The organism is Bordetella genomosp. 6 (assembly GCF_002119705.1).
Classification (GTDB): domain Bacteria; phylum Pseudomonadota; class Gammaproteobacteria; order Burkholderiales; family Burkholderiaceae_B; genus Bordetella; species Bordetella bronchiseptica_F.
The window spans coordinates 3,720,423-3,733,025 of the sequence record NZ_CP021107.1 but is presented as its reverse complement, the minus strand read 5'-3'; the positions used below and the strand labels follow the sequence as shown (position 1 = coordinate 3,733,025).

The 12,603-nt window shown below is 70.0% G+C and carries 10 protein-coding genes and 3 tRNA genes; 6 read left to right on the top strand and 7 right to left on the bottom strand.

The genetic code is table 11. From position 1 onward, the window contains the following. Positions 1–10: 10 nt before the first annotated feature. The 5 genes from CAL11_RS17520 (at position 11) to CAL11_RS17500 (ending at position 6,010) form a co-directional block, all read left to right on the top strand. Positions 11–1,012, top strand: a complete 1,002-nt coding sequence (locus CAL11_RS17520) for a CobW family GTP-binding protein (protein ID WP_086093651.1) — start codon at positions 11–13, stop codon at positions 1,010–1,012. Between the two features lie 137 nt (positions 1,013–1,149). Further along, a complete protein-coding gene (locus CAL11_RS17515; protein ID WP_050458152.1) occupies positions 1,150–2,169 on the top strand; it encodes a Bug family tripartite tricarboxylate transporter substrate binding protein in 1,020 nt (339 codons plus the stop codon). 18 nt (positions 2,170–2,187) lie between these two features. Continuing rightward, positions 2,188–3,573, top strand: coding sequence for an FAD-dependent oxidoreductase (locus CAL11_RS17510; protein ID WP_086093650.1), 1,386 nt, complete (start codon positions 2,188–2,190; stop codon positions 3,571–3,573). Then, entirely contained in the window at positions 3,570–4,946 is a 1,377-nt protein-coding gene (locus tag CAL11_RS17505; RefSeq protein WP_086093649.1) for an MmgE/PrpD family protein, read from the top strand. The genes CAL11_RS17510 and CAL11_RS17505 overlap by 4 nt, the downstream gene beginning before the upstream one ends. A 68-nt stretch (positions 4,947–5,014) precedes the next feature. Then, positions 5,015–6,010 (top strand): tripartite tricarboxylate transporter substrate binding protein, encoded by a 996-nt coding sequence (locus CAL11_RS17500; RefSeq protein ID WP_086093648.1) that lies wholly within the window; start codon positions 5,015–5,017, stop codon positions 6,008–6,010. A 33-nt stretch (positions 6,011–6,043) separates the two neighbouring features. Here the strand turns inward: CAL11_RS17500 and CAL11_RS17495 are convergent, their stop codons facing one another. The 5 genes from CAL11_RS17495 to CAL11_RS17475 form a co-directional block, all read right to left on the bottom strand. Next, on the bottom strand, positions 6,044–7,429 hold the full coding sequence (locus tag CAL11_RS17495; RefSeq protein ID WP_086093647.1) for an MmgE/PrpD family protein: 1,386 nt from the start codon (positions 7,427–7,429) through the stop codon (positions 6,044–6,046). Further along, positions 7,426–8,124 carry a GntR family transcriptional regulator gene (locus tag CAL11_RS17490; RefSeq protein ID WP_086093646.1) on the bottom strand — a complete coding sequence of 233 codons (699 nt, stop codon included), beginning with the start codon at positions 8,122–8,124 and terminating at the stop codon, positions 7,426–7,428. The genes CAL11_RS17495 and CAL11_RS17490 overlap by 4 nt, the downstream gene beginning before the upstream one ends. A gap of 239 nt (positions 8,125–8,363) precedes the next feature. Further along, positions 8,364–8,440: transfer RNA gene (locus CAL11_RS17485), tRNA-Asp, on the bottom strand. A gap of 36 nt (positions 8,441–8,476) precedes the next feature. Continuing rightward, a tRNA-Glu gene (locus tag CAL11_RS17480) sits at positions 8,477–8,552 on the bottom strand. A gap of 49 nt (positions 8,553–8,601) precedes the next feature. Further along, positions 8,602–8,677: transfer RNA gene (locus CAL11_RS17475), tRNA-Ala, on the bottom strand. Positions 8,678–8,977: 300 nt separating this feature from the next. On the opposite strand from CAL11_RS17475, the gene CAL11_RS17470 reads away from it, so the two are divergent. Then, positions 8,978–9,985 (top strand): aldo/keto reductase, encoded by a 1,008-nt coding sequence (locus CAL11_RS17470; RefSeq protein ID WP_086094614.1) that lies wholly within the window; start codon positions 8,978–8,980, stop codon positions 9,983–9,985. Here the strand turns inward: CAL11_RS17470 and lnt are convergent. Beyond that, entirely contained in the window at positions 9,982–11,625 is a 1,644-nt protein-coding gene (lnt, locus tag CAL11_RS17465; protein ID WP_086093645.1) for an apolipoprotein N-acyltransferase, read from the bottom strand. The genes CAL11_RS17470 and lnt overlap by 4 nt on opposite strands. Continuing rightward, positions 11,622–12,509: an HlyC/CorC family transporter gene (locus CAL11_RS17460; RefSeq protein WP_033448832.1), complete on the bottom strand. Its 888-nt coding sequence runs from the start codon at positions 12,507–12,509 to the stop codon at positions 11,622–11,624. Before CAL11_RS17460 ends, lnt begins: the two co-directional genes overlap by 4 nt. Positions 12,510–12,603: the final 94 nt, after the last annotated feature.

Sequence of the window (12,603 nt, the reverse complement as noted above, 5' to 3'; positions counted from 1 at the left end):
GCGCGGGGCAATGAGCACCATCCCCATCACCCTGCTGACGGGTTTCCTGGGCAGTGGCAAGACCAGCCTGTTGCGGCGCTTGATCCACCAGCCGGGATTCGCGCGCTGCGCGGTGATCATCAACGAGTTCGGCGAGGTCGGGCTGGACCAGGCGCTGGTGGCCGACCAGTCCGACGACCGCGATATCCAGCTGCTCGATTCCGGCTGCCTGTGCTGCCTGGCCAGCAGCGCGATCCAGGATACGCTGGCCTCGCTCTACTACCGGCGCCTGCGGGGGGAAATCCCCTGGTTCGATCGCGTGCTGATCGAGACCTCGGGGCTGGCCGAACCCGGCCCCATCATCAACGCCGTGTACGGCGACGGGGCGCTGGCGCGCCAGTTCCGCTTCGCCGGCATCGTCACCACCTTCGATGCCGGCTTCGGCCAGGGCGATGTCCAGGCGTATGCCGAAGCAAAGACGCAATTGCTGATGGCCGACACCGTGGTGCTGACCAAGCTGGACCTGCACCCCGAGGCGCGGCACCTGGCCGCATGGCTGGGCGAGCTGAACCCGACCGCGCGGGTCTACGACAACAGCCTGCCCGACGAAACGCTGGCGCGCCTGCTGCTGGACCCGGCGGCGGACCGGCCGGTGCCGGCGGCGCAGGGGCATGTGCCGGCCGGCGCGCCGCAGGCCAGCGCGCTGCGCCACCTGCTGGCCTATGGCATCCACAGCGTGACGGTCGATGTCCCGGATGCCATCGGCTGGCCGGCCTGGGCCGCTTTCGTGCACGAGGTGCAGCGCACATTCGCCGACCGGCTGCTGCGGCTCAAGGGCGTGCTGGCCTTCGCGGGCCAGGGGCGGATGGCGGTGCATGCGGTGCATCACGTGTTTTCCGCGCCCGAGCCGGCCGGGGCGGTGCCGCCAGGCCTGGTCGGGAAGCTGGTTTTCATCGTGCGCGACATGGAACGCGAGGAGGTCGTGCATGCGGTGCGGCACCTGACCGGCGCGTCGCCCGCCGACGATGCATAGGTGTTAACACCAGCCCTCAATCTGTTAACACTTTTATGGTTTTAAGGTAGATTCTCGTCTGAAGCGCTGGGCTTTCTGCGATTTCAGTGTCATTCAAGTAACTATTTGCTTAATCTGTCAACATTAAAGGACCAGCCATGAACTTCTACAACTTCGGATTCCTGCCCGGCGCCGCGCGCACGCGCCGCCGGGTCACGGCGACGGTCCTGGCGCTGGCCGCCTGGGCGGCCCTGCCGGCCCAGCAGGCCGCGGCGCAACCGCAATGGCCGCAGCGTCCCGTGACGCTGATCGTGCCGTTCGCGCCTGGGGGCCCCACCGACATCACGGCGCGCGTGCTGGGCGAGGCGCTGGGCAAGGAATGGAAGCAGACCGTGGTGATCGAGAACCGCGCCGGCGCGGGCGGCACCGTGGGTGCGGGTTTCGCGGCCAAGGCCGCGCCCGATGGCTACACGCTGCTGCTGGGCGTCACCGGCTCGCATGGCATCGCCGGGTCGCTCTATCCGAGCCTGACCTATGACCCCAAGGGCGATTTCGAGGCCATCTCCAAGGTGGTGTTCTATCCGAACGCCATCATCGCCAACCCCGATGTGCCGGCCAACAATCTGCAGGAGCTGATCGCCCTGGCCAAGAAGGACCCCAAATACCAGGTGTACGGCACCGACGGCAACGGCACCGCCTCGCATCTGACCATGGAGCTGCTGCGCGAGCGCGGCGGGTTCCCGATGCAGGCCGTGCAATACAAGGGCGCCAGCCCGCTGATCAACGATATCGTCGCCGGCTTCGTGCCGGTCGGCATCACCGGCTTTCCCTCGGCCGAGCCGCAAGTCAAGGCCGGCAAGCTCAAGCTGATCGCCCTGACCACCGACAAGGACTACAGCGGCAACGGTTATCCCACCATCGCCGGCCAGGGCTTCCCGGGCTTCGCGGCCGCGCCGTGGTCGGGCGTCTTCGCGCCCAAGGGCACGCCGGCGCCGGTCGTGCAGAAGATCGCCGCCGACATCAAGACCGTCATGGCGTCGCCCGACGTGGTCGAGAAAATGGAGAAGCTGGGCCTGACGCCCAGCGCGGTCACGCTGGCCGATTTCGAGACCGAGCTCGATCGCGAGCGCGCTTCGTGGGCCACGGCGGTCAAGATCTCCGGCGCGAAAGTACAGTAAGCGCGGAGCACGGCGACGATGCAATTCGATATGGAGTTCGATGTCGTCATCGTGGGGGCGGGCGGTTGCGGCCTGACGGCCGCGGTCGCCATCCATGATGCGTATCCGCAGGCCAGCATCGCGGTGCTGGACACGGCCGAGCGGGCCTGCGGCAACACGGTGCTGTCCAGCGGTTCGATTCCGGCGGCCGGCACCCGGTTCCAGAAGGCCGCAGGCGTGCACGATACGCCGCGGATGTTCCAGGAGGACCTGCTGACGATCGCCGGCGAGCATGAGGCCATGGACCTGACGCGGGCCCTGACCGAAACCTCGGCCCGGCTGGTCGAGTGGCTGGTCGACAGCGCCCATGTGCGGCTGACCCTGGTCGAGACGTACAAACACATCGGCCACCGCGTGCATCGCCTGCACTCTCCGCCATCGCGCCGTGGCGCCGACCTGGTGGACGACCTGCTGCGCGAGTGCGAGCGGCGCGACATTCCGGTGGCATGGAGCAACGCGGTGACCGGGCTGATCGCCAGCGAGGGACGGCCGCGCGGCGTCGAGTGCGCCACCCCGGACGGGGCGGTCACGCGCGTGGGCGCGCGCCACGTGGTGCTGGCCAGCAACGGCTACGCCGCCAACAAGACCCTGCTGGCGCGCTTCGTGCCCGAAGTGGCCGCGGCGCCGTATGGCGGCGGCACCGGCAGCGAAGGCGAGGCCATCCTGTGGGGCGAGTCGCTGGGCGCGGGGCTGGCCAACATGAAGGCCTACCAGGGCCATGCCAGCCTGGCCGATCCGCACGGCTCGCTGGTCACGTGGACCGTGATCGAGAAGGGCGGCATCATCGTCGACCGCTCGGGCCGGCGCTTCGGCGACGAAAGCATCGGCTACTCGGCCTTTGCCGCGCTGGAGCTGGCGCGCACGGGGCCGTTCTGGGTGATCGCCGATACCCGGGTGCGCGACGTCACGGCGGCCGGGCAGGAAGAGTATGCCGAACTCGTCGCGCACGGCGGCGTGCTCGAGGGCGGCCTGGAAGAACTGTGCGCCCGCACAGGCATCGATGCCGCCGGGTTGGCGGCCACGCTGCGGGCGGCGCGCCAGTGCGCCGCGGACGGCGGCGTCGACGCCCACGGGCGCGCGCAATGGGGCCTGGGCCCGCTGGGCGAGCGGCTGACCGCCACGCGCATCGGCCCGGCGATCTTCCACACCCAGGGCGGCCTGCGCGTCGATATCGACGGTCGCGTGCTGACGGACCAGGCCGGCGTCATCGACGGGCTGTGGGCCGGCGGCGGGGCGGCGTGCGGCATCAGCGGCAACCGGGGCAGCCTGGGCTACATGTCGGGCAACGGCCTGTTGTCCGCGCTGGGATTGGGTTTGCGCATCGGCCAGGCGATCGCGTCCCGGCTGGGCGAGGAGCAGGCATGACACACGATTTCAGCGGTTCCCTGATGGCTGGCGGCACGCCCACCCGGGCCCTGGCCGATTGGTGCGCGGCGCTGCGCGACGGCCGGCCGTCCGAGGCGGTGCTGCGCGAAAGCGCCCGGCATGTGCTCGATACGCTGGCCGCGTGCGCGGCGGGCATGCGCCAGCCCCTGGTGCGCGCGGCCATCGAGCTCGAGCGCGGCATCAATGCGCAGCCCGGGCCGGTTGCCTTGTTCGGCGGCGCCGAACGCTGGACCGTGCTGGAGTCCGCCGGCCTGATGGCGGTGGCCTGCCATGCCCTGGAAATGGACGATGGCAACCGCGAGGGTTCCATCCACCCGGCCACCACGGTCGTGCCCGCCGTGCTGGCGTTGGGCTGGCGGCAGGGGGCCGACTACCTCGAATTCCTGTGCGCGGTCGTCGCCGGCTTCGAAGTGGCGGTCAGCATTGCCGAAGCCCTGCATCCGCATGCCAGCCAGCGCGGCTTCCAGACTACGCCGGTCGCCGGGGTGGTGGGCGCGGCGGCCGCGTGCGCGACCTTGCTGGGCCTGGACAGCGCCGGCATCGAAAGCGCGATGGGCCTGGCCGCCAGCGCGTCCGGCGGCCTGTTCGCCTATCTGGCCGGCGGCGGCAACGTCAAGAAATTCCACCCGGGCCATGCCGCGCGCGAAGGATTGCGCGCCGCGCTCATGGCCCGGCAAGGCGCGGCCCAGGGGCCGCGCGGCGTCATCGAGGGGCGCGCGGGCCTGCTGCAGGCGTTCGGCGGCCTTGCGCAATGGGACGGCAGCCGCGCGCGCGAACGCGCCGCGCCGGCCATCGTCCGTTCGTACCTGAAACCCTATCCCTGCTGCCGCCATATTCATCCGGCCATCGATGCCGTTCTGGCGCTGAAGGCGGGTGCCGCGTGGCAGGCGGCGGACGTGGCGGCCATCGAGGTCGAAACCTACGGCGCGGCCATGCCGCACGCCCGCTTGCCGTGGGACACCCTCGAAGTCGCCCAGCTGTCGTTTCCCTGGGTCATGGCGCTGGCCTGCGCGGACGGCGCGGTGACCCTGGCCGGTTTCTCGGAAGCGGCGCGGGCGCGGCCCGATCTCAATGCGCTGGCGGCGCGCGTCAGCGTGACGCAGACGCAGGAGTGCGACAGCCTGTACCCGGCCAGCGGCCCGGCGCGGGTCACGTTGCGCCTGCGCTCGGGCGAGAGCCTGTCGGAGTGGGTGGCCGATCCGCTCGGTTCGGCTGACCGGCCGCTGGCCGACGAGGCGCTGGACCGCAAGGCCGAAGAGGCTTTCGGCCTGGTGTTCCCGGCCGCGAAGGTACAGGCCCTGATCGGCCAGCTGCGCCGCCTGGAGCCCTGGCCGCTGGCCGAGCTGTATTGAGCGCGTCGCCCGCGTGGCGCCACGCGGGCGGCGTGTACCGGATTCTCAACGCAACTGTCGGAAGTCCCATGAGCAGAAAATTCCTGAGCGCCCTGCGCAACGCGGGCATGTGCGGTGTCATGATGCTGGGCGGCCTGTCGGCCGCGCCCGCGGCGGCGGCCGACGCCTGGCCCGGCCAGCCGATACGCATGGTCGTGCCGTTCGCGCCTGGCGGCGCGGTCGATACGCTGGGCCGGCTGGTGGCCAAACAGCTGACCGATGTCCTGGGGCAGAGCGTCGTGGTCGAGAACAAACCCGGCGCGGGCGGCAACATCGGCTCCAATATCGTGGCCAAGGCCGCCCCGGATGGCTATACGCTGCTGTTCGGCGCGGCCGGCAACATCACCATCAATCCTTCGCTGTTCGACAACATGCCGTACAACGTCGAGAAGGATCTGGCGCCCGCCGCGCTGGCCGGCCAATCGATGAACGTGCTGGTGGTGCCGGCCGCGCTGCCGGTCAATTCGGTCGCCGAGCTCATCGACTACGCCCGCAAGCATCCGGACAAACTCAACTACGGCTCATCGGGCAATGGCGGCACCACGCACCTGGCCGGCGAACTGTTCAACGCGATGGCGGGAACGCGCATCACGCACGTGCCCTACCAGGGCAGCGGCCCGGCCATGATCGACCTGCTGGCCGGACGGGTGCAACTGATGTTCGACAACCTGCCGTCGGCCATGCCGCATATCCAGCGCCGCGACCTCAAGGCGCTGGGCGTGACCGGCGCCATGCGCAGCCCGCAATTGCCCGACGTGCCCACCATCGCCGAAACCGGGCTGGCCGGGTTCGAGGCGACGACCTGGTTCGGCGTGTTCGCGCCCGCGGGTACGCCGCAGGCCGTGCTCGAGCGCCTCAACGGCGCGGTCAACCAGGTGATGCAAAGCGCGCCGGTCGAGCAGAAGCTGCAGTCCATGGCGGCCTATTTCCAGCCCACCTCCCGGGCGCAATTCCAGACGCTCATCCGCGACGACACGGCCAAGTGGGCCCGCGTCATCAAGGCGGCGGGAATCAAGCTGAACTAGGGGGCAGGGCGCGCCGCGCGGCGCGCCCGTCTCTCAGGCCCGGCGCGCCAACGCGGCGAGCCAGGCGCCGGTTTCCTCGTCGAGCGCCGCCTGCCAGGCGGCGGGCGCGATGGCCTGCGGCAGGCGCGGCAGCACGTCGGCGCCGAGCCGGGCCAGCTTGTCCTCGAACTGCGCCGGCGTGACCGGGTTGTCGGGGCTGCCGGTCGCGCTCAGGCAGCTGGCGCGCAGCACCCGCCCGTCGTCCAGTTCCACCTCGAGCCAGGCCGGCCGGTCGTGCGGCGCGGGCATGGGCGCGTCGGCCAGGCGCATGCGCACTTGCTCGCGCAGCGCGGCCACCGCCGGGTCGGACAGCGTCGACTGGCTGAAGGCCGCGGCGCTGCCGGTGCCCAGCGCCAGCGCGGCCGCCACCATGTGCGGCATGGAAAATCGCGCGCCCAGGGTGGTCGTGGGGTGGACCGTGTCCAGGGTCAGCGCCAGCGGGTGGGTGTCCAGGCGGATGGCGCGGATGCGCGCCGGCTCGAAGGCCGGGTCGGCGCGCAGCGCCAGGCAGGCCTGTACGGCGGAGTGCCCGTGCTGGCAGCACGAATACAGTTTCTGGTAGCCGTGCGAGAGCGACCAGCGCGTGCCCAGCTCGCGCGTGATTTCGCCTTCGCGCAGGCTCGCCTTGACGATGCCCGCGCAGACTTCTTCCATGCTGGCGGGGGAGCCGCCGAAGCCGCATTCGGCCCAGTCGGCGCACTGCATGCCGTTGACCGCGCCGGCGGCGGCCCAGCCGTTGCGGATCAGGACGCCGGCCATCAGGTGCGAACGCGGTCCCATGCTGGCGGTGGTGATGGCGCCGGACACGGCGCGCAGCAAGGTCTGCGCGTCATGGCCGCGCAGCAGCGATACCGCGGCCGCCGCGCCGACCGCGCTCCACAGCGCGTGGCCGTGCACGGGCGGCGGCATGACATGGAAACTCATGGCGCAGCGCGTGACCAGTTCGTAGGCGCCGGTCAGGGCCGTGAGCACGTCGCGCAGGCGCGCGCGCGTGGCCGTGGCCTCGGCCAGCAGCGCGGGCAGGGTATAGATGCCGGCATGGCAGATTGCCAGCCGGAATCCTTCGTCGAGTTCGCACCAGTTGCCGGCCAGGGCATTCCAGGAGGCGGCTTCCATGCGGCCCACGCGCGGCAGCGCCGGGCTGAGCAGGGGCGATTCGGCCGCGCCGGCGCGCGCCGTCAGCAACGCGGCGTAGCGGCGCAATTCGGGCTCCGGGGCGGCGGCGGCCATGGCCGCCAGGTCGTCGCACAGGACGTCCACCGCGCGCTGGCGCACGGCGTCGGGAATGGCGTCCCAGGTCAGCGTGGAGACGAACTGGCAGACTTCGGCCAGCCCGGCGGCGAAACGGTCCGAGGGCGTGGCAGGCAGGGCAGGGGTCATTGGATGGCGGGTTCGCTCAGTTGGCTGGCGACGTGGTTGGCGGCCCGCTCGATGTGCGAGCGCATGAGGGATTCGGCCAGGCGCGCGTCGCGGCTGGCGATGGCGCGCACGATCTGCCAATGCTCGTCGTAGGCGTCGTCCTTGCGCTCGAGCGCCGAGCCCGAGTGCCGGCGATAGATGCGCAGCAGGTGGTAGAGGTCTTCGCACAGCGCGGCGATGATGCGCTTGTTGCCGCTGGCCCGCACGATGCGTTCGTGCAGGTCGAAATGGCGCTCCTCGCCGTTCGGGGCGCCTTCGCGCCGCGCTGCCCAGCTCTGGTAGTGCGCATCCATGTCGCGCTGCAATTGCGCGATATCGGCGTCGCTCATGCGCTGCGTGGCCAGGAAACAGGCCACGCCTTCCAGGCCCATGCGCATCTGGAACAGCTCGAGCGCCGATTCGGCCGACATCGCGACCACGCGCGCCTTCATGTACGGTTCGCGGGTGACGATCTGGATGCCCTGCAGGCGGCGCACCGCTTCGCGCACCGGGCCGCGGCTCACGCCGAATTCGCGCGCCAGTTCCACCTCGTTGATCACGCCGCCGGGAGGCAGCCCGCCGGCATAGATGCCGTCGAGCATGCGTTGGTACACCACGTCGGTGAGGGGGGCGTCGATGCCATTCTTGTCGATGGCGGTAATGGGCTTTTCCTTCATGGCGTAAAGGTAGAAGGAGCCGGTAAAAGTGTCAACTCTTTTGCGGAAAGAGGGTGCGACAGGAAGGGGCCCCGTGGGGCAGGCGCCTGCGGCATGGTGTGTCTGTCCCTGCTGGGACAGGCACATCGATCTACGCCATGAACGGCATCGAGAGTTTGCGGGTGCCAGTCCCCATGCGGGGACAGGCACCCGGAAAGAAAAAAGCCAGTTGCGTGAGCAACTGGCTTTCCGGAATCTTTTGGCGGAGCGGACGGGGCTCGAACCCGCGACCCCCGGCGTGACAGGCCGGTATTCTAACCAACTGAACTACCGCTCCGCAGCGGCGTAACTTGCTACACCATGCCAGACGAACTGGCGTCCCCTAGGGGATTCGAACCCCTGTACTCACCGTGAAAGGGTGATGTCCTAGGCCTCTAGACGAAGGGGACAGGACGGGTACTACCTGATACTACGTTACTACTTTACTTCGCCTTGGACTGGTGGAGGTAAGCGGGATCGAACCGCTGACCTCTTGCATGCCATGCAAGCGCTCTCCCAGCTGAGCTATACCCCCGGTGTAAAACATCCTAATCAAGCTGGTAACTCAACCGCATTTCTGCTGAAATTTCGGTTTTCGTTGCCGGTTTGTTTAGTGCCGTTGGCGAAGAAACGAGATTATGCACGAGTTTTTCATGGCGTGCAAGTCGAGGGAAAAATAAATCGACAGAGCCATGCGTGCGCTTGCGTGTCGGTTTGAGTATGGCGCCGACCTGTCCTAATCTTGGCGCAGCCCGGCCGCGGGCGCATGCCCATCACGCAGGAGCACGCCATCATGAGCACTTCATTTCCCACCCAGAGGCTGGGCGCCACCGATATGCGGATCACGCGCGTGGGTTTCGGCGCCTGGGCGATAGGCGGGCCGGGCTGGTCCGTGGGCTGGGGCGCGCAGGACGATGGCGAGTCCATCCGCGCGATCCGCCACGCGGTGAATCGCGGCATCAACTGGATCGATACCGCGGCCGTCTACGGGCTGGGTCATTCCGAAAGCCTGGTGGGCCGCGCGCTGGCCGGCATGCCGCCGTCGGAGCGGCCCTATGTCTTCACCAAGGGCGGGCTGGTCGGCTCGCCCGCCGACCCCATGGCCAAGCCGCGCCGCATCGGCGCCCCGGACAGCCTGCGGCGCGAGGTCGAGGCGTCGTTGCGCAGGCTGGGCGTCGAAGCCATCGATCTCTACCAGATGCATTGGCCGGCCGGCGACGGCACGCCCCTCGAGGTCTATTGGCAAACGCTGCTCGATCTGCGCCAGGCCGGCAAACTGCGCCATGTCGGCCTGTCCAACCACAATCTGGCGCAGGTGCAGGCGGCCGAGCAACTGGGCCATGTCGAAACGCTGCAACCGCCGTTCTCGGCCATACGCCGCGAAAGCGCCCAAGACCTGCTGCCCTGGTGCGCAAGCCACGACACCGGCGTCATCGTCTACAGCCCCATGCAGTCGGGCCTGCTGTCGGGCGCCTTCAGCGCCGAGCGTGCCGCGGCCTTGCCGGAAGGGGACTGGCGCGCCCGCAACGCCGAATTCATGGCGCCGCGGTTGGCGGCCAACCTCGAGTTTGCCGATGCGCTCAAGCCGATCGCGCGGCACCACGGCGCCAGCGTGGGGGCGATTGCCGTCGCCTGGACGCTGGCCTGGCCCGGCGTCACCGGCGCCATCGCGGGCGCGCGCAGCGCCGAGCAGGTGGACGGCTGGCTGGGCGCGGCGACGCTGGAGCTGGATCCCGATGACATGCGCCAGATTGCCGATGCGCTGGCGCGCACCGGCGTGGGCGGCGGGCCCCTGCTGCCGCCGCCCGACGAGGCGGCGCTCGCGCTGACGGCGCGGCCCTAGGGCTGGCGCGGTCGGCGGCTGCGCGCCGCGGCGGCGATCAGCAGCAGCCCGATCAGCGCCAGCGCGGGCTTGTCGCCGAAGCGGGCGTAAGGCGTCAGGCCGGTCATGCCCTGCACGGCGACCGGCAGCACGCCGGCGCGGTCGGCCGGCAGCGCGGCCGCGACGCGCCCGCGCGCATCGATGGCGGCGGTGATGCCGGTGTTGGTGGCGGCCACCATGGGGCGCGCCGTTTCCATGGTGCGCAGCCGGCCGATCTGCAGGTGCTGGCGCAATGCCCACGTATCGCCGAACCAGCCGAGGTTGCTGACATTGGCCATGATGGTGGCGCCGGGCTGGCCGTCGGGGCCATCCTGCAGCGCAGGCAGCAGTTCGGGGCCGAACAGGTCTTCGTAGCAGATGTTGAAGGCGATGCGCTGGCCCGCGATGTCGAAGCTGGGCTGGCGCGCGGCGCCGCGATCGAAGTCGCCCAGCGGGATGTCCAGCATGTCGACGAACCAGCGGAACCCCGGCGGGACGTATTCGCCCCAGGGCACCAGGTGCTGCTTGTCGTAGCGCATGGCGGTGGTGCCGGTGCGCAGTTGCTCGACGGGCGTGCCGGCGTCGAAGCCGATCACGCTGTTGGTGTAGCGGTGCCCCGCGGCGCCGTCGGGCAGCGTGTGCAGCGGCACGCCCATGGCGATGTGGGCATCGGCGCGCCGCGCCACCTCGATCCAGGCGTCCCAGACACTGGCGGGCAACTGGTCCTGGAAAATGGGCAGCACGGTTTCGGGCAGGATGATGAGATCAGGCTTGGGCTCGCCGGCGCGCGGCGGCAGCGCGGCCAGTTCGAGGTGCCGCCGCAGTCCGGTCTCAAGCAGCGCCGGATCGAATTTCTGCGACTGCTCGACGTTGCCCTGCACCAGGCGCAGGTGCAGCGGCTGCCCTTCGGGCCGCGACCAGCTGAACTGGCCGAGCAGCCAGCCGGCGGCCGCCAGCAGCAGCGCCACCCCGGCCGCCAGGGCCTGGCGGCTGTCGATGCGTCCCGAGGCCGATTGCCACAGGCCGGCCAGCGCGGCGGCCGCGAAGGCGGCCAGCAGCGCCATGCCATGCACGCCCAGCAGCGGCGCCCAGCCGGCCAGCGGGCCGTCGACGTGCGCGTAGCCGATGTTCAGCCACGGGAAACCGGTCAGCACTACGGCGCGCAGCCATTCGAGCGCGGCCCAGCAGGCGGCCCAGGTGGCGGCGGCGTAGAGGGTGCGGCGCGCGCGCGCCGGCGGGCTGGCGTCCCAATGGGGCGGGCTCAGCCAGCGCGCGGCGGCGCAGGCCAGGCCCGGGAACAGCGCCAGGAACGCCGACAGCGCCAGCACGCCGGCCGCCGCCAGCGGCGCGGCCAGCCCGCCGTAGTCGTGCATGCTGACGTACAGCCAGTACAGGCCCAGGCTGAAGCTGAACATGGCGAACAGCCAGCCGCGCGCCAGCGCCCGCCGCGCCGAGGGCGCCTGCAAGGTGGCATGCGCGGCCACCGCCAGCGCGATGACCTGCACCGGCGCCAGCGACCAGGCGGGCAGGGGATCGGGGGCGAAGCTCAGTGCGTGCGCGGCGCCCGCGGCGGCCAGGATGGCGGGTTGGCGCCAGGCTGGCCCCTTGCCGGCCGGGCTCATTCAGCGGCGCTCGCCGGAGGCTGCGCGCCCGCGATGCGGCGCACGCGCAGCCACAGGGCGCGCCGCGCGTCGGCGCGCACGACTTCGATATGCAGGCCGTCGTGGTCGGCGCTGTCGCCGCGGCGCGGAATGCGCCCCAGCTGGCCGCCCAGCCAGCCGCCCACGCTGTCGTATTCGTCGTCGGGCAGGTCGGTGGCAAAGGTGGCGTTGAAATGGCTGATGTCCGTCGAGGCGGTCAGGCGCCACTGGTTCTCGCCCTCGGGGAAGATCGACTCTTCCTCGTCCTCGTCGAATTCGTCCTCGATGTCGCCGACGATCTGCTCCAGCACGTCTTCCATGGTGACCAGGCCGGAAATGCCGCCATGTTCGTCGATGACGATCGCCAGGTGGTTGCGGCTGGCGCGGAACTCGCGCAGCAGCACGTTCAGGCGCTTGACCTCGGGGATGAACACGGCCGGCCGGACCAGCGAGCGGATATCCAGCGCCGGCTCGAGCATGTAGCGCAGCAGATCCTTGGCGAGCAGGATGCCGATGATGTTGTCGCGGTCGTCTTCGTAGACCGGAAAGCGCGAGTGCGCGGTCTCGATGATGGTGGCCAGCAACTGCGGCAGCGGCTGGGCGATATCGAGCAGATCCATGCGCGAGCGCGGCACCATGATGTCGGCGACGGTGCGCTCGGACACGGCCAGCGCGCCCTTGATCATGGCGTAGGACTCTGCGTCGAGCAGCTCGCGTTCGTGCGCGGCTTCGAGGATGGCCTTGATGCCTTCGCGGTCTTCAGGCTCGCGCCGCACCAGGGAAAGCAGACGGTCCAGCAGGGATTTGGGAGAGGATTTGGCGGCGCGCTGAGCGTGCGCCTCGGTAGCAGGGTAAGGGTCGGACATCGTCCAGGCGGACAAGTTGGTAAAGATTCAGCATAACCGAATATTTGGCGCAAGTTGTTACGCCGCGCTCCGATTTTGCATACAACAGCGGCCA